The organism is Streptomyces sp. NBC_00820 (assembly GCF_036347055.1).
Lineage (GTDB): Bacteria > Actinomycetota > Actinomycetes > Streptomycetales > Streptomycetaceae > Streptomyces.
The window spans coordinates 2,649,477-2,672,161 of the sequence record NZ_CP108882.1 but is presented as its reverse complement, the minus strand read 5'-3'; the positions used below and the strand labels follow the sequence as shown (position 1 = coordinate 2,672,161).

Annotated in this window: 21 protein-coding genes; 5 read left to right on the top strand and 16 right to left on the bottom strand. The window is 73.3% G+C overall.

Annotated features, from left to right (window positions below; genetic code table 11):
- Positions 1-50: 50 nt before the first annotated feature.
- Positions 51-521 carry a DoxX family protein gene (locus tag OIB37_RS12200; protein ID WP_330461825.1) on the bottom strand — a complete coding sequence of 157 codons (471 nt, stop codon included), beginning with the start codon at positions 519-521 and terminating at the stop codon, positions 51-53.
- Positions 522-884: 363 nt separating this feature from the next.
- Positions 885-1,529: an HNH endonuclease family protein gene (locus OIB37_RS12195; protein ID WP_330457603.1), complete on the bottom strand. Its 645-nt coding sequence runs from the start codon at positions 1,527-1,529 to the stop codon at positions 885-887.
- A gap of 374 nt (positions 1,530-1,903) precedes the next feature.
- On the opposite strand from OIB37_RS12195, the gene OIB37_RS12190 reads away from it, so the two are divergent.
- On the top strand, positions 1,904-2,485 hold the full coding sequence (locus tag OIB37_RS12190) for a TMEM165/GDT1 family protein (RefSeq protein WP_330457602.1): 582 nt from the start codon (positions 1,904-1,906) through the stop codon (positions 2,483-2,485).
- Positions 2,486-2,649: 164 nt separating this feature from the next.
- Positions 2,650-3,336, top strand: coding sequence for an HAD-IA family hydrolase (locus OIB37_RS12185; protein WP_330457601.1), 687 nt, complete (start codon positions 2,650-2,652; stop codon positions 3,334-3,336).
- Between the two features lie 193 nt (positions 3,337-3,529).
- Here OIB37_RS12185 and OIB37_RS12180 read toward each other — a convergent pair whose 3' ends face one another.
- Positions 3,530-4,492, bottom strand: coding sequence for a peptidoglycan-binding domain-containing protein (locus OIB37_RS12180; RefSeq protein WP_330457600.1), 963 nt, complete (start codon positions 4,490-4,492; stop codon positions 3,530-3,532).
- A gap of 182 nt (positions 4,493-4,674) precedes the next feature.
- Between OIB37_RS12180 and OIB37_RS12175 the strand changes: the two genes are divergently transcribed.
- Positions 4,675-6,738, top strand: a complete 2,064-nt coding sequence (locus OIB37_RS12175) for an MDR family MFS transporter (RefSeq protein ID WP_330457599.1) — start codon at positions 4,675-4,677, stop codon at positions 6,736-6,738.
- On the opposite strand, the gene OIB37_RS12170 is transcribed toward OIB37_RS12175, so the two are convergent.
- Both OIB37_RS12170 and OIB37_RS12165 read right to left on the bottom strand, forming a co-directional pair.
- A complete protein-coding gene (locus OIB37_RS12170) occupies positions 6,722-7,255 on the bottom strand; it encodes a GNAT family N-acetyltransferase (RefSeq protein WP_330457598.1) in 534 nt (177 codons plus the stop codon). The genes OIB37_RS12175 and OIB37_RS12170 overlap by 17 nt on opposite strands.
- 66 nt (positions 7,256-7,321) lie before the next feature.
- On the bottom strand, positions 7,322-7,744 hold the full coding sequence (locus OIB37_RS12165) for a J-domain-containing protein (RefSeq protein ID WP_330457597.1): 423 nt from the start codon (positions 7,742-7,744) through the stop codon (positions 7,322-7,324).
- 99 nt (positions 7,745-7,843) lie between these two features.
- On the opposite strand from OIB37_RS12165, the gene OIB37_RS12160 reads away from it, so the two are divergent.
- Complete coding sequence (locus OIB37_RS12160) at positions 7,844-8,236, top strand: hypothetical protein (RefSeq protein ID WP_330457596.1); 393 nt, start codon at positions 7,844-7,846, stop codon at positions 8,234-8,236.
- Positions 8,237-8,298: 62 nt separating this feature from the next.
- Here OIB37_RS12160 and OIB37_RS12155 read toward each other — a convergent pair whose 3' ends face one another.
- Together OIB37_RS12155 and proP are read right to left on the bottom strand one after the other, a co-directional pair.
- The gene (locus OIB37_RS12155; RefSeq protein ID WP_330457595.1) at positions 8,299-8,970 is read right to left on the bottom strand and encodes an O-methyltransferase; all 672 of its coding nucleotides are present in this window, start codon (positions 8,968-8,970) and stop codon (positions 8,299-8,301) included.
- A 242-nt stretch (positions 8,971-9,212) separates the two neighbouring features.
- Complete coding sequence (proP, locus tag OIB37_RS12150; RefSeq protein ID WP_330457594.1) at positions 9,213-10,589, bottom strand: glycine betaine/L-proline transporter ProP; 1,377 nt, start codon at positions 10,587-10,589, stop codon at positions 9,213-9,215.
- 461 nt (positions 10,590-11,050) lie between these two features.
- Here proP and OIB37_RS12145 point away from each other — a divergent pair, with 461 nt between their 5' ends.
- Positions 11,051-13,135: a bifunctional glycosyltransferase 87/phosphatase PAP2 family protein gene (locus OIB37_RS12145; protein ID WP_330457593.1), complete on the top strand. Its 2,085-nt coding sequence runs from the start codon at positions 11,051-11,053 to the stop codon at positions 13,133-13,135.
- A 55-nt stretch (positions 13,136-13,190) separates the two neighbouring features.
- Here OIB37_RS12145 and OIB37_RS12140 read toward each other — a convergent pair whose 3' ends face one another.
- From OIB37_RS12140 to OIB37_RS12100, 9 genes are all read right to left on the bottom strand, one after another.
- Positions 13,191-13,883 (bottom strand): YoaK family protein, encoded by a 693-nt coding sequence (locus OIB37_RS12140; protein WP_330457592.1) that lies wholly within the window; start codon positions 13,881-13,883, stop codon positions 13,191-13,193.
- Positions 13,884-14,249: 366 nt separating this feature from the next.
- Positions 14,250-14,663 (bottom strand): transglycosylase SLT domain-containing protein, encoded by a 414-nt coding sequence (locus OIB37_RS12135; protein WP_330457591.1) that lies wholly within the window; start codon positions 14,661-14,663, stop codon positions 14,250-14,252.
- Between the two features lie 334 nt (positions 14,664-14,997).
- Positions 14,998-15,924, bottom strand: coding sequence for an ECF transporter S component (locus OIB37_RS12130; protein WP_330457590.1), 927 nt, complete (start codon positions 15,922-15,924; stop codon positions 14,998-15,000).
- Positions 15,921-17,729 carry an ABC transporter ATP-binding protein gene (locus OIB37_RS12125; RefSeq protein WP_330457589.1) on the bottom strand — a complete coding sequence of 603 codons (1,809 nt, stop codon included), beginning with the start codon at positions 17,727-17,729 and terminating at the stop codon, positions 15,921-15,923. The genes OIB37_RS12130 and OIB37_RS12125 overlap by 4 nt, the downstream gene beginning before the upstream one ends.
- Complete coding sequence (locus tag OIB37_RS12120; protein WP_330461824.1) at positions 17,726-18,817, bottom strand: CbiQ family ECF transporter T component; 1,092 nt, start codon at positions 18,815-18,817, stop codon at positions 17,726-17,728. Before OIB37_RS12120 ends, OIB37_RS12125 begins: the two co-directional genes overlap by 4 nt.
- Before the next feature lie 310 nt (positions 18,818-19,127).
- The gene (locus OIB37_RS12115) at positions 19,128-19,808 is read right to left on the bottom strand and encodes an SCO2322 family protein (protein ID WP_330457588.1); all 681 of its coding nucleotides are present in this window, start codon (positions 19,806-19,808) and stop codon (positions 19,128-19,130) included.
- The gene (locus OIB37_RS12110) at positions 19,805-21,022 is read right to left on the bottom strand and encodes a prenyltransferase/squalene oxidase repeat-containing protein (protein WP_330457587.1); all 1,218 of its coding nucleotides are present in this window, start codon (positions 21,020-21,022) and stop codon (positions 19,805-19,807) included. The genes OIB37_RS12115 and OIB37_RS12110 overlap by 4 nt, the downstream gene beginning before the upstream one ends.
- 331 nt (positions 21,023-21,353) lie before the next feature.
- The gene (locus tag OIB37_RS12105; RefSeq protein WP_330461823.1) at positions 21,354-21,794 is read right to left on the bottom strand and encodes a nuclear transport factor 2 family protein; all 441 of its coding nucleotides are present in this window, start codon (positions 21,792-21,794) and stop codon (positions 21,354-21,356) included.
- A gap of 222 nt (positions 21,795-22,016) precedes the next feature.
- The gene (locus OIB37_RS12100; RefSeq protein ID WP_330457586.1) at positions 22,017-22,670 is read right to left on the bottom strand and encodes a TetR family transcriptional regulator; all 654 of its coding nucleotides are present in this window, start codon (positions 22,668-22,670) and stop codon (positions 22,017-22,019) included.
- Between the last annotated feature and the right edge of the window lie 15 nt (positions 22,671-22,685).

Sequence of the window (22,685 nt, the reverse complement as noted above, 5' to 3'; positions counted from 1 at the left end):
GTACGGGGTGCGGGTGACGCGGGAGGTGCGGGGGTGCGCGCGGGCGCCGGTCAGGCGGCTATCGGGGCCTGCTCCGCGCTCTGCGCGGCGGCCGTCTCGCCGGTGGTCGCCGTGGTGCGGCCGGCGAAGAGACGGTCCAGGCCGAAGGCGCCGGAACCGGTGAAGACGATCAGGAAGAAGGCCCAGCAGAAGAGGACGGACGGCTCGCCGCCGTTCTGGATGGGCCACAGGGCGGCCTGCTGGTGGACGTCGAAGTAGGCGTACGCCATCGAGCCCGAGGCGATCAGTGCCGCACCCCGGGTGCCGAGGCCGAGCAGGACGAGGCCGCCGGCGACCAGCTGGATCACGGCCGCGTACCAGCCCGGCCAGGTGCCGGCCGCGATGGTGCCGCCGTGGGTGCCCACGGCGCCGCCGAGGACGCCGAACAGCGAGGCCCCGCCGTGAATGGCGAACAGCAGGCCGATCACGATGCGGAAGAGCCCGACGACGTACGGCTGAGCGGAGTCGAGGCGGGCGGACAGGGCGGACAGGGCGGGCATGGGGGTCTCCTCTTCGGTGTCGGTCGGGGCCGGTGGTCCGGCGCCGCCGGACGGGGATACCGGCCCGTCGTGGGGGACGGGGGTACCGAACGAGAGGAAAGGTTAGGCGTACCTAAGTTGTACTTGCAAGTTCAACATTTGGCATTCGGGCGTCTCTCGGCCGCCGGCCGGGACTCCGGCGGAGGGCGAGGGGGTGGGAGTGAGGGGGTGGCGGGAGGCGGGTGGAACGCCGACGGCCCGCCGCCTGCCGGAGAGGGCAGGGGGCGGGCCGTCGGCGCGCCCGCGCCGAGTGGGCGGGCGCCGGACCGGGCGGGTGTGCCGGTGCGGGGTGGGGTCGTGGCCGGGTCAGCAGCCGGCCAGGTCGCTCTGCAGCGCGCTCTTCTCCGCGGAGTCGACGGAGAGGTTGTAGTAGTACTTCACCTGGACCCAGGCGCGGACGTAGGTGCAGCGGTACGACGTGAGCGCCGGCATCCAGGTCGCCGGGTCCTGGTCGCCCTTGGACTGGTTGACGTTGTCCGTGACGGCGAGGAGCTGGGGGCGGGTCACGTCGTTGGCGAAGGCCTGGCGCTGGGCGGTGGTCCACTGGCTCGCGCCGGAGTCCCAGGCCTCGGCGAGCGGGACGAGGTGGTCGATGTCGACGTCGGAGGGGGAGCTCCAGGTCGCGCCGTCGTACGGGGAGTACCAGCTGCCGCTCTGGGAGACGCACGCGGAGTCGGTGACGACGTTGGAGCCGTCCCGCTTGAGGATGTACTCGCGCGTGTTGCAGGTGCCGCTGATGGTGATCCAGGTCGGGAACAGGTCCCGGCTGTAGCCGGTGCGGTTCTCGGAGGCCACGGTGAGCTGGGAGAGGTAGCTGCGGGCGGTGGCACCGCTGACCGGCGTCGGCAGTGCGGCGGAGGCGCTCGGGGAGTTGAGGAGCGCGGCGGAGGCTATGAGCCCGGTGAGGGCGGCGAGTATGCTCACCCGTCGACGCGCGTAGAACTTCGGCATGCGAACTCCCTTGAGGGGTGGGGGTTTTGGGGCGCGAGCGAGGGAATGCTCGCGACGCCGTATTGCGGGGGGATGAGCGCTCGGTAAGAAACTAATGACACGCTCATGACAGAACAAGATTTACGGCGGAACTTCTTCGTCACGTAGCATGGATGGAGCAGAAGGGGAGTAGCTCTTCGCCGGACCGTCGACATACTGCTCAGCACGTCTGAGCCGGCGCCCGGAGGCGGATCCCGACAGGACCGCCAGCGAGACCTTCGGCAAGCAGTGCACGCCCGTGCTCCACGGCACGGGCGCCGAGTGTGCTGCCGTGCCGAGGTGTCTTCCCAGACGTGCAGCACTCTCGGCGGGGCAGTCCGACCGATTGAGGAACCTTGATCAGCATCACCGTGACGGCGCTCGTCTTCGGCGTCATCTTCCTGGCCGAGCTGCCGGACAAGACCGCGCTCGCCGGTCTCGTCCTCGGCACCCGCTACCGCGCCTCGTACGTCTTCGCGGGTGTCGCCGCCGCCTTCCTGCTGCACGTCGTGATCGCCGTCGCGGCCGGCAGCGTGCTGACCCTGCTGCCCCAGCGACTCGTCCACGCCATCACCGGCGTGCTCTTCCTCGCAGGCGCGGCGGTGCTGTTGCTGAAGAAGGGCGAGGACGAGGAGGAGGTCCGCAGGCCCGCCGACCAGTCCTTCTGGAAGGTCGCGGGTACCGGATTCATGCTCATCTTCGTCGCCGAGTTCGGCGATCTCACCCAGATCATGACCGCCAACCTCGCGGCCCGCTACGACGACCCGATCTCCGTCGGCCTCGGTGCCGTCCTCGGTCTGTGGGCGGTGGCCGGACTCGGCATCGTCGGCGGCAAGGCCCTGATGAAGCGGGTTCCGCTGCGGCTCATCACCCAGATCGCGGCGCTGCTGATGCTGGGTCTCGGCGTGTGGAGCCTGTACGAGGCAGTGCGCGGCTGAGCCGCGGCCGGACGGCGGGAGCTGAACAGCCGGTGAATCCTCACGGCGCGAGGTGGCGGGAAGCCGACCGGTTTTGTACCGTGGGGAAACAAAGTGGCTCCCGTCCGCTACCCCTGACCGGCGGGCGGGGCCGCCTTGTCTCCCACCGCTCTGGAGCTCTGCCCATGCCTGCAGCCACGCCCGCCCCGTCCGCCGCCACGCCGGCCGTCCTCACGGCCCGTGCCCTCCTGCTCGACATGGACGGCACCCTCGTCAACTCGGACGCCGTGGTCGAGCGCATCTGGCGGAGCTGGGCCGAGCGGCACGGACTGGACGGCGACGAGGTGATGGAGGTCGTCCACGGCCGGCAGGGCCACGCCTCGATGGCGGTACTGCTGCCCGACCGGCCCATGGAGCGGAACCTCGCCGACAACGCCCGCATGCTGGCGGAGGAGACCGCCGACATGGACGGCGTCGTCGAGATCCCCGGGGCCACCGCCTTCCTCGCCTCCCTGCGCGGCCTGCCGCACGCTCTGGTGACCTCCGCGGACGCCCCCCTGGCCACCGCCCGCATGGCCGCCGCCGGTCTCCCGCTGCCCGAGGTGCGCGTCACGGCCGAGGCCGTCGGCGCGAGCAAGCCCGACCCCGAGGGGTTCCTGAAGGGGGCCGCCGAGCTGGGCGTCGACCCCGCGGACTGCGTCGTCTTCGAGGACTCTGGCGCCGGCATCGCCGCGGGCCGGGCCGCCGGGATGCGCGTCGTGGGCATCGGCCCCCGGGCCGGCCTCCACGGTCCCGACGTGGTGGTGCGCGACCTCACGCAGGTGAAGGTCGAGCCGCTGGCCGACGGCACCATCCGGCTCACCATCGGCTGAGCGGGGCGCCAGGGCGACTGGGCGCCAGGGCGACCGGGCCACCCGTCGGCTGTCGGGCCGCCCGTACCTCGGCCGTACCTCGGCCGTACCTCCACCACGCCCGCCCGGCCCTCCCCACGGCTCCGTGACCACGGCTCTGTGGCCCACGGCTCTGTGGCCCACGGCTCCGTGCTCCCGGCCGCCGCAGGCTCGCTCAGGGTTCCGTCGTCTCCGACTCCAGGCTCGTCCGTGTCGCCGGGCCGTACACGCCGAGGTCGTCGCCGCTGATGCCCCGGGCCAGTTGGTAGGTGTCCAGGGCGTTCTCGACGGCCTGGGTGAACACGCCGTCGGTCTTCTGGACGTACAGATTCAACTGCTTCAGGCGGAGCTGGAGTTCGGTGACCTCCGGGCCCTGGTCGCCGTGCTGGAGCACGGGGGGTGTGGCGGGAGGCGTGCTCGGGAGGCGGGTGGCCGTCGCCGAGGGGGGCGGGGAGGACGGATCCGGCGGGCCGGCCGACCGGGTCTGCGCCGGGGGAGCGGACGTGACGCCGGCCGAGGTGCTCGGGGCGGCCGACGGGGAGCGGGGCGCGGCGGCCGGGCGGCGCCGGGCGGGCGAGGACGGCGGCGACGAGGTGCCCGGTGCCGTCGTCACCTCCGGTACCCGCTGCCGTACCTCCTGGGCCCGGTCCCGCGCGGGTGCGTGGTAGGTGAACAGCCCGCTGCCCAGACCGGCCGCCGCCACCACCGCGACCCCCGCACCCGTGACGGACAGCAGGACCGTACGGCGCGAACGGCGCCGCGGCTCCTCCGGCGGGCCCTCGCCGGTACCCGGGTCCGGGTACGGCTCCGGGAGCCGCGGGCCGGGGGTGCCCGTACCGGGCGTCGGTCTCAGGGGCAGCGTGGCCTCGACGGCCGGGACCGCCCGGCCCTCCTCGCCGTCGCCCTCGGTACCGGTGTCCGCCCCGGACCCGGCACCGGCACCAGCCCCGGCGCCGCTCCCCACCTCGACGTAAGGCCGTATCCGCAGGGGGTCGAAGTCCTCCGCCGCTGCCGCCTCGGCCGTCCGCGCCTCGTGCACCGCCTCGGCCGTCCGCCGGGTGCAGTCGCAGGACGGGGTGTGGTCCGGCCCCCTCGGCGCCCCGCACTCCGGGCAGGTGTGGCCCGTCGGTTCCGTCACTCGCGCCCCCTCCCCTCGGGAACTCCCGAGTTTAGGCATACGCCCTTCACATCCGCCGGGCCGACCGGAGGAAAACCGGACCCGCCCGCCCCCGCCCCCCGGACGGTTCGACAGGCCGTAACCGGTGACACCGCCGACGATGGAAAGGAGGTGTGCAACGAGCTCCGCACCGGGAGGTCTCCATGACCCTGGACACGCACGGCACGGCGAAGGACATGAAGGCTGCCGAGCACGTATCCGGCAGCGTGCTCGTGCCGATCGGAGCCCTGCTGCTCGGGCTGCTGCTGGCCGCGCTCGACCAGACCATCGTGGCGACCGCGCTGCCGACGATCGTCAGCGACCTCGGCGGGCTGGAGCACCTGTCCTGGGTGGTCACCGCCTACCTGCTGGCCTCCACCGCCGCGACCCCGCTGTGGGGCAAGCTCGGCGACCAGTACGGGCGCAAGCGGCTGTTCCAGGTCGCGATCGTCATCTTCCTCATCGGCTCCGCGCTGTGCGGGATCGCGGGCAGCATGCCGGAACTCATCGGCTTCCGGGCGTTGCAGGGGCTGGGCGGCGGCGGGCTGATCGTGCTGTCGATGGCGATCGTCGGCGACCTCGTGCCACCCCGAGAACGCGGCCGCTACCAGGGCCTGTTCGGCGCCGTGTTCGGCGCGACCAGCGTGCTCGGGCCACTGCTCGGCGGCCTGCTCACCGAGCACCTGAGCTGGCGCTGGGTGTTCTACGTCAACCTGCCCATCGGTATTGTCGCCCTCGCGGTCATCGCGGCCGCCCTGCACCTGCCGCACCGCGCCTCCCGGCACGTCATCGACTACCTCGGCACCTTCCTCATCGCGGCGGTCGCCACCTGCCTGGTGCTGGTGGCCTCGCTGGGCGGTACGACGTGGGCGTGGGACTCGGCGGAGATCATCGGGCTCGTCGTGCTGGGCGTGGTGCTCGTCTGCGCGTTCGTCGCGGTGGAGAGGCAGGCCGCCGAACCGGTCCTGCCGCTCAAGCTGTTCCGCGTCCGCACCTTCACGCTCTCCGCCGTCATCAGCTTCATCGTCGGCTTCGCCATGTTCGGCGCGATGACCTATCTGCCGACCTTCCTCCAGGTCGTGCACGGCATCTCCCCGACCATGTCCGGCGTGCACATGCTGCCGATGGTGTTCGGGCTGCTGCTGTCCTCGACCGTCTCCGGGCAGATCGTCAGCCGCACCGGCCGCTGGAAGGTGTTCCCTGTCCTGGGCACCGCCGTCACCACGATCGGCCTGCTCCTGCTGCACCGGCTCGACGAGCACAGCTCGACCGCCGAGACGAGCATCTACTTCTTCGTCTTCGGCCTGGGCCTAGGCCTGGTCCTGCAGGTCCTGGTGCTCATCGTGCAGAACGCGGTGTCGTACCAGGACCTGGGCGTCGCCACCTCGGGCGTCACCTTCTTCCGCTCCATCGGCGCGTCCTTCGGCGTCGCCATCTTCGGCACCGTCTTCGCGAGCAGCCTCGGCGACAAGCTCGCCGACGCCTTCCGGGGCGTACGGCTGCCGCCCGGCATCACGGCCGGCACCCTCAAGTCCGACCCGCGCGGCATCGCCGCCCTGCCGCCGCCCCTGCGCCCGGCCGCCCTGCACGCCTACGCGGCCTCCATCACCGACGTCTTCCTGTACGCCGCCCCGGTCGCCGCCTTCGGCTTCCTCCTGGCGTGGCTGCTGAAGGAGGACCGGCTGCGCGGCTCGGTGACCGCGCCGGACGCGTCGGAGAACATCCCGCCCAACCCGGTGCACCGCTCCTCCTACGACGAGGTGTGCCGCGCGCTGTCGGTGCTCGGCACCCGCGAGGGACGCCACCAGATCTACCGGGAGATCACCCAGCGGGCCGGGTACGACCTGCTGCCCGCCGCCAGCTGGATGCTGCTGCGCATCCGCAGATACGGCTCGGTGGAGCCGGCGGTGCTCGCCGAGCGCAGCCCCGTCCCGCTGGAGGTCGTCCTCGCCGCCGCGCGGCAGGTGGAGGAGCGGCATCTCGCCGAACGCGAGGGGCTCGACCTGATGCTCACCGACCGGGGCCGCGAGGTCGCCGAACACCTCGCGAAGGCCCGCCAGGAGTCCCTGGCCGAACTGCTCGGCGACTGGTGGGGGCCGGACCGGCCCACCGACCTGGACCGGCTGGTGAAGGAGCTGACCGCCGAACTGTGCGGCTCGGAGCGCGAACGGCCGCACGACACGACCGTCGAGCCGCCGTACGGCGCTCCGGTCACGAAGGCCGGCTGACGGCCTCGGGCGCCGGCGACAGGTCCTTGCGGAACCAGTGTTCGGCGTACTGGCTGTTGTTGTGCGGTGCGGTCTCCGTGAAGCCGAGACGGGCGTACAGGGCGCGGGCCTCCACCAGGTCGTCGCGCGTGTCGAGGATCAGCAGCCGGGCCCCCAGCGCGCGGGCGGCCTCCTCGGCGGCGGCCACCAGCAGCGCGGCACCGCCCCGCCCGCGCATCCGCTCCGGCACGAACACCCGGGTCAACTCCGCCGTGTCCGGGGCGATCAGGCGTACGCCCGCCGAGCCGGCCGGCTCACCGCCGTACCGGGCGACCAGCAACTGCCCGTCGGGCGGGGAGAGTTCGGATCCGGTGCAGGCCGCGATCTCCCGCTCCAGTTCGTCCGGGTCGGTGCGGTGCCCTTGGTGCAGCAGATACCAGCGGTCGCTGACCTCGGTGTAGTACGCCCGCCACAGCGCGGCGGCGGCCGGGGAGTCGTACGGTTCCGGGGTGATCGTCCACGTCGTCATGCCGGTCATTCTCGCCTGCGGCAACCGTCCCCGGGCAAGCGGATTACGCGGGATCCGGGCTGGGCGCGGGCCGGGTCAGGGGGTGCCGCCCGGGCCGGTCTCCCGGCGTCGCCGCCACTCGCGCACGACCTCCTCGACGTCGTACGGCTTCTTGCCCAGCGGCGGGCCGGGCGGCGGCTTGAACATCATGTCGCGGATCTTCGCGTTGACGGTGGTGACGATCTGCCGGACGCTCCGCTCCGAGGGCGCCGCGTAGGCCGCCTCGAGCGCGTCCTCGGCCTCCTTGCGCAGCGCCAGCGCCGGCGGCAGCACGGCCAGCCCCTCGCGGGCCATCTTCCTTTTGATCCACCACAGTTCGTCGTACGACGACTCCAGTCCGGTGGGCAGCGGCTCGCCCGTGCCCGGCAGCCGGTCGAAGTCGCCGCGGCCCTGCGCGTCACGGATCTGCTTGTCGACCCAGGACTCGAACGGAACACCCGGTGGCTTGCGTTCGGTCATGTACCCATTGTGCCGGACGCGGCCCGGCCGGGCGTTCTATCATGCGGCGGCGGTGCGGGGAACCGGCCCTCGCGCAACGACGTTTCAGGGGGAACGCACGTGCTCGAACTCACCATGGCCTCCGTCTCCGGAGAGGACGCGGGCGCCACGGCCGGCATGACCATGGCGGACGCGCCCAGCGAGCCGGGCGCCGCGCTGCGCGTGGGCCGGGACGCGAGCGTGTGCCGGCTGGTCACCCCCGACGACTGGCTGTTCGTCTCCCGGGTCCACCTGGAGTTCCTGTGCGGCCCCGACGGCGGCTGGCAGCTGGCCTGGCTGCGCGGCTCGCAGGCCGACCCGTCCTCCGCGGTACGGGTGACGGTCGGCGTGTACGACCAGCCGCTGGCCTACGGCGAGGTGGTCGCCCTGCCGCGGGGCGCCGCCGGTGAGGTCGTCATCCAGGACCGCACCGCGCCGCGCAGCGTCAACGTGGGTTTCTTCCACGAGGAGTGAACCGCGCGGGGCGCGGACCCGACCGGCTCCGCGTGGCCCGCGCGGCCTTGATCGTGGAGGGTTCAGCCCAGGACTCGGGCCAGGGCGAAGCCGTCGTAGCCCTTGCTGCCCACGGTCTGGACCGCCGTGCCGCTCAGGCGGGGGTGGGCGGAGATCATCTCGATGGCGGCGCGGGTGCCGACGACGTCCGGTTCGGTGCTCTCGGAGTCGACGACGCGGCCGCCGCGCACCACGTTGTCCACGACGATCAGGCTGCCCGCGCGGGTCAGCTTGAGCGCCCACTCCACGTAGTGGGCGTTGTTCGCCTTGTCGGCGTCGATGAAGACCAGGTCGAAGGGGGCCGGGTTCTCGTCGGCGAGCTTGGGCAGCGACTCCAGGGCCGGCCCCACCCGCACGTCCACGATCCGGTCCAGGCCGGCGCGGGCGATGTTGCGGGTGGCCACCTCGGCGTGCCGGGCGTTGTACTCCAGCGAGACCAGCCTGCCGTCGTCCGGGAGAGCGCGGGCCAGCCAGATGGTGCTGTAGCCGCCCAGCGTGCCGATCTCCAGGATGGTGCGGGCGCCCTGGATCTCGGCGAGCAGCTGGAGGAACTTGCCCTGGGGGGCCGAGACGGCGATGTGCGGCAGCCCGGCCGCCTCGCTCTCGCGCAGCGCCGCCTGGAGCGCCTCGTCGTCCGGCGTGAGGTGGCTGCTGAAGTAGAAGTCGACGTCGTCCCAGAGCTGCGACCCGCTCATGCGTGTGCTGCCTTTCCCGAGTGTCTTCTCGAGACTCTTCCCGAGTCCTTGGCGCTTCCACCGGATGATCTCAGCTCGGAGGGCTCAGCCCGGGGGGTTTCGGCACAGTGGCGCGGACGCGGCGAACCCGAACGGCGAATGGGGTGCGGTACAGCGTCGCTGTACCGCACCCCACGCACCCGTACCCGTATCCGGTGGACGAACCGTGCCGGACGGCACGGTGCCGGACCGCGCCGTACTGGCTAGGCGCGCTCCACGGCCGGCGCCGAACCCGGCAGCGGCCGCCCCGCGGACTCGGACATCCGCCACACGGCGAACCCGCCGATGACAGCCGCGGCCATCATGTAGTACGCGGGCATCATCATGTTCCCGGTCATACCGATCAGCGCGGTGACGACGAGCGGAGTCGTCCCGCCGAACAGGGACACGGACACGTTGAAGCCGATGGACAGCGAGCCGTAGCGCACCCGGGTGGGGAAGAGGGCGGGCAGCGCGGCCGGCATGGCCGCCGTGAAGCAGACCAGCAGCAGACCCAGCGCGCCCATGCCGAGCGCGACGGCGAGCAGGCTGCCCTGGCGGATCAGCAGCACGGCCGGGATCGACAGCAGCAGGAAGCCCGCGCAGCCCGCGGCGATCACGGGACGACGGCCGACCCGGTCGGTCAGGGCGCCCGCGAACGGCTGGACGATCATCATCAGGGCCATCACGCCGAGCACGACCAGCAGGCCGTGCGTCTCGTCGTACTTCAGCTCACTGGTGAGGTAGCTCGGCATGTACGACAGCAGCATGTAGTCGGTGACGTTGAAGACCAGCACCAGACCCATGCACAGCAGCAGGGCCTTCCACTGGCCCGCGACCATCTCGCGCAGCGGGACCTTGGGCCGCTCGGCCTCCGCCTTCTCGACCTCGGCGGCGAACGCCGGGGTCTCCTCCAGGCGCATCCGCAGGTAGAGGCCGATGATGCCCATCGGGCCCGCGATCAGGAACGGGATCCGCCAGCCCCAGGAGAGCAGGTCGTCGGTGGAGAGCAGGGCGGTCATGAGCGTGACCAGGCCCGCGCCGCCGATGTAGCCGGCCAGCGTGCCGAACTCCAGCCAGCTGCCGAAGAAGCCGCGCTTCTTGTCCGGGGCGTACTCGGCGATGAACGTCGAGGCACCCGCGTACTCGCCGCCGGTGGAGAAGCCCTGCACCAGGCGGGCGGCCAGCAGGAGCAGCGGCGCGCCGACGCCGATGGTGGCGTACGACGGGATCAGACCGATCGCGAACGTACCCACCGCCATCATGATCATGGTGACGGCGAGGACCTTCTGGCGGCCCACGCGGTCACCCAGCGGGCCGAAGACCATGCCGCCGAGCGGACGGACCAGGAAGGCGGCGGCGAAGGCGCCGAACGTGGAGAGCAGCTGCGCGGTCGGGTTGCCCGAGGGGAAGAAGACCTTGCCCAGGGTGACCGCGATGTAGCTGTAGACGCCGAAGTCGAACCACTCCATGGCGTTGCCCAGCGCGGCCGCCTTCACGGCGCGCTTGACCAGAGCGGGGTCGGTGACGGTGACGTCGGTGCGGGTCTGGTCGGCCCGGCGGGTCTTCAGAGGGGCGGTGGGGACGGTGGCGGTCGCCAAAACGAGGCTCGCCTGCCTTTCGACGGGGACAGGGACGGGACACCCGGACGGCGGCAGTGACGTACGACGGGCCCAAAAGCGACCATAGGAGGACTTGGGCCCCTTACAGTCCGTACGCGAATCGATGCACAGTGCATCGAAACAGTCCGTACGCAGGTACGTCTGCCCGTCGAAACCAAGACGATGCAGTCCCGCATTGTGATGCTTCTCGCGCTCTGATGGGGCAACCGCACCCCTCGCAGACTATGGTCATCCGGACAAAACGTGACACGGATGTCGGGTGAATCGGTTTTTGCCCGACTCGTCCCGTGGTGGGGTCGTGCGGCCCGGCCGGGTTCCGGGGGTTTGCGGGGTTCACAGGGCTCGCGCGGGACCCGCGGGGCCTGTGCGAGCCCCGCGGGGCCCGTGGTGACGCCCGGTGCGGCGGCGCCGGGGACGAACGGGGCGGGGGCCGACGAGGAGTGGCGAACGTGGAGCACAGCGGGCGACCGGCGGACGCTCACAGCACGACCGCGGCCGGAGCGCGCCTGCGCGCCGCCCGGCTCGGACTCTGGGCGGTGGCGGCGGTCCTCGCGGCACGGCAGACGGCCGCCGTCCTCACCACCCCGGGCGGCGAACGCCTCACCGACCTGGAGACCTGGGCCGGCCCCCAAGGCGTCCTGCACGCCGGCGGCTCGCTGTACGACTCGGCACGGTTCACCGGCACCCCCTTCGCCGGCCTGGTCCTCAGGCCGCTCACCACGGCGGCGCGGGACGCCCTCGGCCGGGGCTGGACCTTCGGCACCCTGCTCCTCGTCGTCGCCCTCGGCCTGATCGCCGTCCGCGCACTGCCCGAGCCGGCCGGCCGCCGCGTCTCGCCGCCGGCCGCGCCGGCCGACCGTCGTATCTCGCCGCTCGCCGCGCCGGCCGCCATCAGCCTGCTCATGCTCTCCCTGCCGGTCCGCAACGCGCTGTGGCTCGGCCAGGCCAGCGTCATCCCGGTGCTGCTGGTCCTGCTCGGCTGCTTCGCCGTACGCGGGGAACGCGCCGGGGGACTGTGCGTGGGTGCCGCCGCGGCCCTCCAGCCGGCCCTGCTGCTCTTCGCGCCCCTGCTGTGGCTCACCGGCCGACGCAGGGCCGCCCTGTCCACCACGGCCACCTTCGCCGCCTGCACCGCGCTCGCCTGGTCCGCGATGCCACGCGACTCAGCCGTCTACTGGGTGCACCACATGGCGGGCGCCGGCCTCGGCGGCAGGGCCGACGCCCTCGGCAACCAGTCCCTGCACGGCGCCCTGCTGCGCACCGGACTCACCGGGCCGCCGGAGATCGCCCTGTTCCTGCTGCTGGGCGTGGCCGTCGTCGTCCTGGGCCTGCGGCGGGCCGTGCGCTACGCCCGCGACGGACAGCTGCTGCTCGCCGTCGCGATCACCGGCTGCGCCGCGATCGCCGTGTCGCCCAACGCCTGGCAGCACCAGCTGCTGTGGGTGCTGCTCGCGGCGGTCGGCCGGGTGGGCTGCCGCGCCGCCGACCGGCCGGTCTGGCCCGTCACCGTGGTCGTCGTGATGACGCTGCCGGCCGGGATGGTGCTGCCCGGCGCGGCGGCGCTGGACCCGCTGCGCGAGAACCTCACCCTGCTGACCGCGCTCGCCGCCGCCACCGCGGTGCCGTTCCTGTCCCGCACCTGCGCCCACTACCGGGCACCGGTCCCCACCGAGTACGCCGCCCCCGGCGCGGGCCGCTTCCGGCGCGTCCCGCTCGTCCCGTTCCCGCGCGTCCCGTTCCTGCGCCGGGTGCTCACCCGCCCGAACCTGCTGCTGGAACTGCTGCTGATCCGAGTCACCTACGCCGCCTACTCCTCGGTGCGCACCGCCGCCCAGGGCGATCGCGCCACCGCCGAGGCGCACGGCCGGCAGATCCACTCCGTCGAACGGGCCCTGCACATCGGAATCGAGCACGCCGTGAACCACACGGTGGTCGGGCTGCCGCGACTGGAGCACTTCCTCACCTTTTATTACGAGACGTTCCACTTCGTGCTGCCGCCGCTCATCCTCGCGGTGCTCTACGCCCGGCGTCCGGTCGACTACCGGTGGGCCCGCGGCGCACTCGGCTTCGCCACGCTGCTCGGACTCCTCGGCTTCTGGCTCTACCCGCTCGCCCCGCCCCGCCTGATGCCGGGCCTCGGCTTCGTCGACACCGTGCACGGCGTCCAGGACTTCTCCAAGCCGGACTACGGCGTCATGACCGCGGTCACCAACCAGTACGCCGCGATGCCCTCCCTGCACTTCGGCTGGGCGCTGTGGTGCGGCGTCGTGATCGCCGTCGTCGCCCCGAAGTGGTGGACGAAGTCCCTGGGCCTGCTGCACCCGCTGTGCACCGTGGCCGCGATCGTGGCCACCGCCAACCACTGGGTACTGGACGCGGTGGGCGGCGCGGCCGTGGTCGGCCTGGGCTTCGCGCTCACCTTCCTGCTGTCCGGCCCGCGCGCGGCACCGCGCGCCGTGGCCCTCACCGGACACCTGCCCGATGCCCGTACCCCGCGGCCGGAACGCGCGCGCCTGCCGGGGTGACGCCGGGCCCGCCGGAACGCGCGCGTCTGCCGGGGTGACGGGCCGGAGCGCCGGTTCAGCCCCGTCCCGACGCCACCGCCGCCGCGAGTACCGCCGATGCCACCGCCGCGATCAGCAGAGGGAGGCCGAGGCCGTGATGGAGGACGAGCCAGGCGCCCAGGCAGGCGCCCGCGAACATGGCGCACACCGCCGCCGTGCGGCGGGGGGAGCGGCGGCCGCTGCCGTCACCCAGGCGGGAGTCGGAGGCCAGGGCGGTCAGGGTCATGGTCAGGACCGTGGTGGTCAGGTCGGGCACGCCCAGTTTGCGGACGGTGGCATTGCGCAGGCCCATCGCGAAGGCGGTGAGCGCGATCAGGGCGTACAGCGTGGGCGTCCGGTCGGGCCAGACGAACGCGATCGCCGCCGACCCGCCGACCAGGAGCGCCTCCGTCGCCAGCGTCGCACGGGCCCACCTGCCGTGGGACCCCGGCCGGCAGCGCGCCGCCAGCCGTCCGCCGCACACCGCGCCCAGCAGGAAGCAGGCCAGCGAGGTCGCCGTGTGCGGCACCGAGAAGCCCGGGGCGCCGGCCGCGGCGAAACCCAGGACCACGACGTTGCCCGTCATGTTGGCCGTGAAGACGTGGCCGAGTCCCAGGTAGCTGACCGCGTCGATCAGCCCGCTCACCACCGTCAGCGCCAGGAGTACGGCCACCAGCCGCACCCCGTGCGGCTCCGGCTCCGGTGTCGGCGGGGTCGACGGCGTCGTCATGGTGTCTCCGGTCGGCCGGACGGACAGGGCCGGGGGCAAGTCCACCACGGGGCCCGGGATCTTCAGGGCGTCTCCCGGGGGTTCCGGCGCGGCGTGTGTCCGGGCACGTGTCCCCGGACATGCGAAAGCACCCTCGCCGCGTGGGGCAAGGGTGCGCATGGTGCGGGCCGCCGACCACGGGGGTCGTTCCGGGCGGCACCTGAAGGTGACGCGCGCTCGGCGCGGCAACGAGGTGCCCCGGAGGGGGCGGCCGGGGGTCTCAGCGCCCGGTGGGGGCGCTGGGCGGCTGGTCCGGACCGGTGTCCGGACCGGTGGTCAGACGGTGTGACCAGACGGTGTGACCAGATGGTGTGACCGATGGACGGCTTAGTACCAGTGGTTGGTCTGCCAGAAGTTCCACGCCTGGACGGGGCTGCCGTAGCGGGAGTTCATGTAGTTGAGGCCCCACTTGATCTGGGTGGCCGGGTTGGTCTTCCAGTCGGAGCCGGCCGAGGCCATCTTCGAGCCCGGCAGGGCCTGGACCAGACCGTAGGCACCGGACGAGCTGTTGGTGGCGGAGGGGTTCCAGCCACTCTCGTGCGAGACGATCTTGTTGAACGCGTTGTACTGAGCGGCGTCCGGGATCATCTGGTGCGCGATCGACTGAGCGGAGGAGGCCGAACCGGTGGCGGCCTGAGCGGGCGCCGCGGAGATCGCCAGGCCGGCAGCGGCGGCAGCCACGGCGGCGGAGGCGAGAGCCTTCTTCGGAGAAGCGATGCGGCGGATGAAAGAAACGGACACGAAAAAACCCTTTGCGTTCGGAGACATTGATTCGCCCGTAAGCCCGAGCCACTCGTGCGGCCGGTGCATACGTCGGCGCCGCGGCCCGTATGGGCTCGTGGCGCCTGGCGACTCATCCAGAGAAGCAGCCATCCGGAATGTCCGCAATGACCCCTTTTACTAGTTGTGGCCGGAGTCGTGGTTCTTTCAACCTGTGTGACCTGGGTCGCAAACCGCAGGTCAGCGGGGTGATAAAAAGGATGTATCGGACATTTGGGACTACTAAGTCCGGCCGTAGGTGACGTGGGTCATGTGGGGTGCTTCACCGCTTCCCTGACCGCGCGGATACGACCCCTCACGCTCCGGGTGCGTCGAATGTGACCGCGGTCTCGAAAGCGGCCCGGCGTGTGGCCCGGCGCAGCGCGCGCAGCACCGCCGGGCCGAGGGCCAGGGTGAGGACGACCGTGCAGATCGCGCGGCCGAGGTCCCAGCCCATGGAGGTGGCCAGGCAGTAGGCGGCGAAACGGGCCAGGTTGGCGGGGACCGCGGCGTGCGGGTCGAAGGCGATGTTCGAGGCCAGGGTGCCCATGAAGGGCCAGCCGGCCAGGTTCATGATCGTGCCGTAGGCGAAGGCCGCGAGGAAGCCGTAGCCGGCCAGCAGCAGCAGTTCGCCCCGGCCGCGCAGGCGGCCCTGGCCCGGCAGCAGGCCCGCGCCCATGGTGAACCAGCCCATCGCCAGCATCTGGAACGGCATCCAGGGGCCGACCCCGCCGGTGAGCAGCGCGGAGGCGAACATCGTCACCGAGCCGAGCACGAAGCCGAAGCCCGGTCCCAGCACCCGGCCGCTGAGCACCAGCAGGAAGAACATCGGCTCGATCCCGGCGGTGCCCGCGCCGATCGGGCGCAGCGCGGCCCCGGTCGCCGCCAGCACACCCAGCATGGCCACGGCCTTCGGCCCCAGACCGGACTCGGAGATCGTCGCCGTCACGACCGCGACCAGCAGCACCAGCAGCCCGGCGAAGAGCCAGGGCGCGTCCTCGGCGTGCGCGCTCAGCCGGGACGCGGGCGGAGCGAGGAAGGGCCACCCGAAGGCGACCACACCGACGGCACTCACCAGCGCGAGCGCGGCGAGGGAACGGGGACCGAGCGGGACGGCGCGCACGGGACGGCGCCGCTCGGGGGTCCGTTCGCGGGCGCGCACGGGGGTCCGCACGGGGGTCGTACCCGTGTCTGTGCCTGGGCCCGCGCCCGCGCCCGTGCCCGTGTTCGTGTCAGTGGTCATGCCAGGGCCTCCCGGACCTCCGCCACCGTCAGCCAGGGCTGCGGGGCCAGGATCTTGGTGACCTGGGGGGCGAAGGACGGCGAGGAGACCACGGTCTCGGCCGTCGGGCCGTCGGCGATCACCTCGCCGTCGGCGAGCAGCACCACCCGGTGGGCGATCTCGGCGGCCAGCTCCACGTCATGGGTGGCCAGCACGATCGCGTGCCCCTCCCCGGCCAGCTCGCGCAGCACCCCGACCAGGCGGGCCTTCGCCGCGTAGTCCAGACCGCGCGTCGGCTCGTCGAGCAGCAGCAGCGGAGGGCGGGCGGTCAGGACGACCGCCAGGGCGAGCGCCAGCCGCTGGCCCTCGGAGAGGTCGCGGGGATGCGTGTCGTCCGTGATGTCCGGCAGCAGCCCCGACACCAGGGCGCGGCAGGTACCGGGCGCGGCGCCCGCGTCCCGGTCGGCGGCCGCGCACTCGGCGGCCACCGTGTCCGCGTACAGCAGGTCGCGCGGCTCCTGCGGGACGAGGCCGACCCGGCGGACGAGCTCCTGCGGCGAGATGCGGTGCGGCACCGCCCCGCCGACCCGGACCGACCCGGCGGTCGGCTCCACCAGCCCCACCAGCGACCCGAGCAGCGTGGACTTCCCGGCACCGTTGCGCCCCATCAGCGCGACGGTCTCCCCGGGGGCCACGGTCAGGTCGATGTACCGCAGCGCGTCCACCCGCCCCCGCCGGACGGCCAGGGCGCGGACCTCGGCGACCTGTGCGGGAGCGGCGGCCGTGGGGGCGGTGGCCCGCCGGAAGAGACGCCGCCGGGGAGTGGGAGTGGGAGCGGGCGGGGAAGCGGGAGCGGGTGCGTGAGAGTGGCTCGTGGGGGCGGGAGCCTGTCGCGGCGGCCGTTGCCGCTCGCCGGCGGACTCCGGCCCGCCCGGACGCTCCCGCACCGTCTGCGTCGCGTCCGTCACGTCCGCCGTCTCCGTCGCCTCCGCCGCCCGGGCCTCCCGCATCCCGGCCAGCCGGTCCCGGAGGTCTCCCGCGCGGCGGCGCGCGTCGCGGACGGTCAGCGGGAGCGGGGTCCAGCCGGCCAGGCGGCCCAGCTCCACCACCGGCGGGCACACCGGGGACACCGCCATCACCTCGGACGGGGTGCCGAGGAGCGGGGCGGCGCCGGGAGCGGGGAGGAGGACGACCTGGTCGGCGTACTGGATCACGCGTTCCAGGCGGTGCTCGGCCAGCAGGACCGTCGTACCGAGGTCGTGGACGAGGCGCTGCAGGACGGCCAGGACCTCCTCCGCCGCGGCCGGGTCGAGCGCCGAGGTGGGCTCGTCCAGCACCAGCACCTGAGGGTGCGGGGTGAGGACCGAGCCGATCGCGACCCGCTGCCGCTGGCCGCCGGAGAGCGTGGCGATCGGGCGGCCGCGCAGGTCGGCCAGGCCCAGCAGGTCCAGCGTCTCCTCCACCCGGCGCCGCATCACCGCCGGGGCGAGCCCCAGCGACTCCATGCCGTAGGCCAGCTCGTCCTCCACCGTGTCCGTCACGAAGTGCGCGAGCGGGTCCTGCCCCACCGTGCCGACCACGTCGGCGAGCTCACGCGGCTTGTGCGTTCGGGTGTCCCGGCCCGCCACCGTGACCCGGCCGCGCAGGGTGCCGCCGGTGAAGTGCGGGACCAGCCCGCTGACCGCGCCCAGCACGGTCGACTTGCCCACCCCGGACGGCCCGACGAGCAGCACCAGCTCACCCTCGGGCACCTCGAAGTCCACGTCCCGGACGGTCGGTCCGGCCGCGCCCTCGTAGGTGACGCTGACCTCCTCGAAGCGGATCACGACGGCTCCTTGGAGTCCTGGAAGTCCTGGCGGACGGCGAAGGCGGGCAGCAGGGCGAGCAGCACGGCCGCGGCCGGCCAGAGCGGAAGGGCGGGGGCGACCAGCGGGACCACCCCGGGGTGCAGCGCGTCCGCGTCGCGGACCGAGGCGAGGGTGAGCAGCGCGGCCACCCCGGCGCCCGAGCCCGCCACCAGCCACGCCCGCGGCCCCCACGGCTCCGGCCGGTACCGGGTGCGTGCCGAACGGCGCCCGCCGAGCCGCAGCCCCGCGAGCGCGGCGGCAACCCCGGCGAGCAGCACCGGAATCCCGTACGTGCCGCCCTCCGCGGTGAGCAGCCCGTACGTCCCGGCGCACACCCCGAGCAGCCCGCCGAGGGTGAGCGCGGCCGTCGTACGGCGCACGGAGGGGGCGACATCGGCGGTACGGCCGTACCCGCGGGCGTCCATCGCGGCGGCGAGCGCGACCGAGCGCTCCAGCGCGCCCTCCAGGACCGGCAGCCCGACCTGGAGCAGCCCCCGCACTCCCCGGTCCGGGCGCCCGCGCAGCCGGCGGGCCGCGCGCAGACGCTGGACGTCGGCGATGAGATGCGGCGCGAAGGTGAGGGCGACGACCACGGCCACGCCCGCCTCGTACAGGGCGCCGGGCAGGGACTTCAGCAGGCGCGCCGGGGAGGCGAGGGCGTTGGCGGCGCCGACGCAGATGAGGAGGGCGGCCAGCTTCAGGCCGTTGTAGCCGGAGAAGAGGAGCGCCTCCGCGGTGACCTCGCCGCCCAGGCGGATGCCCTGCGCCCACTGCGGGAGCGGGACCTCGGGGAGTGTGAACAGGACGTGCGTGCCCGGAATGGGGGAGCCCAGGACGACCGTGAAGGCGATCCGGATGAACAGGACGGCGACGGCGAGCTTGGCGAAGGCGGTGTAGGAGCGTGCCCAGGGGGCGGTGGAGCGGTGAGTGGCCACCACATAGCCCGCCACGGCAATCAGGAGGGCCAGGAGGAGGGGGTTGGTGGTCCGGGTGGCGGCCGTACCGAGCCCGAGCGACCACAGCCACCAGGCGCCGGGGTGCAGGGGTGCGCGGTACCGGCGTGGCACGGGCCCGCGTTCGCGGGGTGCCTTTTCCGCGCCAGGCTCCCTGCGGGCGGCGGGAATCCCCGCGGCCGCGCCGAGGCCGCCGGCCCTGTCCGGGCGGGGCGGCCCGGCGGTACGGGCGGCCGCACGCTCCACGGCCGCCGTACGCTCCACAGCCGTACGGTTCACGGCCGTACGGTTCACGGCCGTACGCTCCACGGCGGTACGACTCCCCAGGGGTGCCGCGGCCCGCGCGGGCGGCTCCGAGGCACTCGCGGCCGGGTGGCGTTCAGCCGGGCCGGGGTGGGACGCCGGGCCGGGGCCGCCGCCGGGGTCAGGCATTCCGGCGCCGCCGGGCCTGCCACACGGCCGCCCCGGCCAGGAGCGCGACGACGCCCGCGCCGATCGGCAGGCCCAGCGAAGGACCGCCGTCCGTGTCCGTCTTCCCCTGAGCGGCTTCCCGGGCCGAAGCGCTCCCCTTCTTCTTGTGCGCGTCCTTCTGGGCGCCGTCCGCCGCCACCTGCTCCCCGCAGCCCTGGTGCGGGTAGCCGGAGATGGCGCAGAGCAGGGCGTTGGTGTCGTAGCGCAGCGGTTTGGCGACCGTGGCCAGGGCTGCGGCCGTGCTCGCCTCGGGAGCGACGCGGGCGCAGGCCGTGCGGCCGCCGGGCGGGGTCTCGCCGGCCGGGGCGTCCGTCGCGGTGCCGAAGTCGATGACCAGGGCGATCCGCTTCGTCCCCGGCTTCGCGGACGTGTCCGCGCAGATGGTGCTGAAGTCCGCCGTGCCGCGCGGCCGGGTCGCGTCCGCGGAGTCCTCGCTGACCGCGAACCGGAAGCCCTGGACGCTGCCGTCGTCGGGACGGTCGGTCGACGGCCCCTGCGTGGCGTAGGCCCAGTGACCGCCGGTCCGCTCCCAGAAGGACCAGTAGCGGTAGCCGGTGGCGTGCGCCTGGGCGGCGCCGGCCACGAGGACGAACGCGGCGACCAGCACGGTCGCGGCACGGCGGACGGCGGTCACGGCCGGCGCTTCTTGCGGCCGCTGAGCAGGAAGCCGATGCCGATGCCGAAGACCAGGCCGACGCCGACGATCCACCACACGCCGGTGCCGGAGTCCTTCTTCGCGGCCTTCTCCTCGTGCTTGGTGGCCTGCTGCGGGGCCGGACCCAGCTTGTCGAGCGCCTTCACGAGGTCCGTGCCACCGAAGTCACGCGGCTGCTCGCCCATCGCGTGGGCGGTGAGGATCAGCTGGGAGTAGGCGGCCGGACCGCTCTGCGCGGCCCAGGCCACGGCGTTCTTCTTCAGCCAGGCGTACGGCTTCTTCGCCTGCCCGGTCCAGCCGTCCGCGGCGAGCGCGACGACCGTGTCGGCCGTGTTGCCGAAGTCGGGCTGGTCCGTGGCGCCGGGCATGACCGACATGAGGTGGCCGTTCTTGGCGACGGCACCGGCCAGGTAGGCGGAGGCGTTGTCGGCCAGTCGCGCCGGGGTGGCCTTGCCCGAGGCGCAGGCGGGGGCCTTGCCGTGGGCCTTGCCGGGCTCCACGACGAAGCCCTTGCCGAGGGCGCCGAGCACGCCGGCCGCGGTCGCGTCCGCGTTGGCGGCCAGCTTGCCCTTCTTGTCCGGCTGGTAGGCGAAGGAGCCGCCGCCGACCGCGGAGCAGGGCAGGGCCAGGGCGGCCAGGGCGTCGCCGGGGGTCTTGCCCTTGGCGCGCAGTCCGCCGGCGCTCTCACCGGCGACGTTCAGGGCGCCGACGACGACCGACGTGGAGTTGGTGTCGCTCGGGCCGCCCGGCATGTAGCCCCAGCCGCCGTCCTTGTCCTGGGCGGAATTCAGCCAGGTGACGGCCTTGCGGACCTCGCCGTCGTGCGAGCCGACCGCCTTCAGCGCCTGAACGGCGGCGGCGGTGCTGTTGGTGTCCGGCTGGGCACCGGCCTTGCCCCCGCAGGCCTTGGCCGGGTCCGCGCGGAACGCGGCGAAGCCGCCGTCGGCGCACTGCTGTCCGGCCAGCCAGTCGACGGCCGAGGCGGCGGGACGCTCACCGACGGTCTTCTGGGCGATCAGGGCCAGCGACTGGCGCCACACGCCGTCGTAGGTCGGGTCGGTCTTGCCGAACAGCCCGGCCGGGATCGTCACCTTCGGGGACGTGGACGACGACGGGTCGGCGGCCATGGCGGGTGCGGCGGCGGCCAGCACGCCTATGGCGGCGAGAGCCGCGGCACTGCGGCGGACGTTCATGGTCGGCGACTGCCTCTCCTGCGGGAGCCGGCAGCGCACGGGAGGACCCGGGCGGCTCGACTCCGTATACCTCGACGGTGTCGTACGCGGCGGCTGCCGCACACGCGAGCCGGTCAACGTCCTGTGCGAGGCATTCCGGCTCACCGCCCGGAAGGGAGCGGCTCACGGTTGCGGGTCAGCGCCGGAATTGCACCGGCTTTCCCCCGTACGAGTGTGATGACGACCCGGCCACTTTACCGGGAGCCGACACGGGGCGGGGGAGTGGCCGTGGGCACAGGAGTGAAGTGACGGCGGTCACGCGCGAGACGGGCGCACGGGCCCCGGAACCGGTCTACGCCCCGGGCGTCGGGCCGCCGAAGGGGAGATGGAGCGTGCGCGAGGCGAGCAGCCAGGTGCCGTCCACCCGCCGGAAGGCGTCCTCGTAGTGGCCGACCTGGACGGGCGGCCCCGCCGGGACCATCCCGCCGTCGTAACCGTCGACGCGATACGTCGAGAAGTAGGAGACGGCGTGGGCGGTGTCGGGGGAGGTCGCCGTGACGAGGACGTTGGACATCAGCCGGCGGGAGAGCCGGTCGGCGGGCCGGGAACCGAAGTAGTCGCGCAAGGCCGGCCGCCCCTCGACGGTCCGCCTGCCCGCGGGCCACCGCCAACTGCCGTCCTCGGTGAACAGCTCGGCCACGGTGGGCGGTTCACCGAGGTCCAGCCGATGGACGAAGCCGAGAACCAGACGCTCACAGGCACGCTCGGCGAGAAGTTCCTCCAGGGAGTCCATGAGGCTGTCTAGCAGCAACAAGCGTTCACCGCACCTGGGTTGCGGTGGCGCATGCGGTCAACTGCGAGATGCAGGCGGTTTCGGAGACGGCCTCGATGTGCAGCTCGGGCGACCTGACGTCGACGTGGACCCCGTCGCCTTCCGAGAGGGAGATGCTCGCTGTCACTTCGGTGCCCGGCGGATCTCCTTGATGGACCGCTGGAGTGGGAGTGGGGGAGCCCGTCACCGGTGGGTCGGTCCGGATCGGTCCGGGGTGTCCGGGGCCGTCAGGTCGATCAGCCGGCACACCGTCTCGATGTCGGTCTTCACCTGTGCGATCGACGCGCGCCCCGAGAGCCAGGTGATGAGGGCCGCGTGCCAGGTGTGCTCGATGACGCGGATCGCCGAGAGCTGCTCGGGGGTCGGGTCGGTCAGGCCCGTCGCGTCCAGGATGATCGCCGTGGTCCGGCGCGAGACCTGGTCGACCTCGGCGGAGACGCTGCGGTCGGCGAAAGTGAGGGCGCGGACCATGGCGTCGGCGAGTTGGGGGTCGCGCCGCAGGGCGCGGAAGGCGCGCATCAGGGTCTCGGCGACCCGCTCGGCGGGGCTGTCGCCCGTGGGGGGCCGTCTGCGCAGGGTGCCGTGCAGGTGCTCCAGCTGGTCCTGCATGGTGGCGACCAGCAGATGCACCTTGGACGGGAAGTAGCGGTACAGCGTGCCGAGGGCCACCTGTGAGGACTCGGCGACCTCGCGCATCTGCACGGCGTCGAAGCCGCCCCGGCAGGCCAGTTCCGCGCTCGCGTGCAGGATCCGGCGGCGGCGGGCCTCCTGCCGCTCGGTGAGGGGCGCCGAAGGGGGCCGGACGCTACTGGGTTCCGCCTTGGATCGCGCAGGCATGGGTCCCGTTCCGTG

Bases quoted from the DNA above. Each gene is read 5' to 3' on its own strand.
- OIB37_RS12155 (WP_330457595.1), bottom strand. From the start codon at position 8,970: ATGAGCGGGTCGCAGCTCTGGGACGACGTCGACTTCTACTTCAGCAGC.
- OIB37_RS12100 (WP_330457586.1), bottom strand. From the start codon at position 22,670: ATGCCTGCGCGATCCAAGGCGGAACCCAGTAGCGTCCGGCCCCCTTCG.
- OIB37_RS12110 (WP_330457587.1), bottom strand. From the start codon at position 21,022: ATGAACGTCCGCCGCAGTGCCGCGGCTCTCGCCGCCATAGGCGTGCTG.
- OIB37_RS12105 (WP_330461823.1), bottom strand. From the start codon at position 21,794: ATGGACTCCCTGGAGGAACTTCTCGCCGAGCGTGCCTGTGAGCGTCTG.
- OIB37_RS12165 (WP_330457597.1), bottom strand. From the start codon at position 7,744: ATGACCGAACGCAAGCCACCGGGTGTTCCGTTCGAGTCCTGGGTCGAC.
- OIB37_RS12170 (WP_330457598.1), bottom strand. From the start codon at position 7,255: ATGACCGGCATGACGACGTGGACGATCACCCCGGAACCGTACGACTCC.
- OIB37_RS12185 (WP_330457601.1), top strand. From the start codon at position 2,650: ATGCCTGCAGCCACGCCCGCCCCGTCCGCCGCCACGCCGGCCGTCCTC.
- OIB37_RS12195 (WP_330457603.1), bottom strand. From the start codon at position 1,529: ATGCCGAAGTTCTACGCGCGTCGACGGGTGAGCATACTCGCCGCCCTC.
- OIB37_RS12140 (WP_330457592.1), bottom strand. From the start codon at position 13,883: ATGACGACGCCGTCGACCCCGCCGACACCGGAGCCGGAGCCGCACGGG.
- OIB37_RS12130 (WP_330457590.1), bottom strand. From the start codon at position 15,924: ATGACCACTGACACGAACACGGGCACGGGCGCGGGCGCGGGCCCAGGC.
- OIB37_RS12175 (WP_330457599.1), top strand. From the start codon at position 4,675: ATGACCCTGGACACGCACGGCACGGCGAAGGACATGAAGGCTGCCGAG.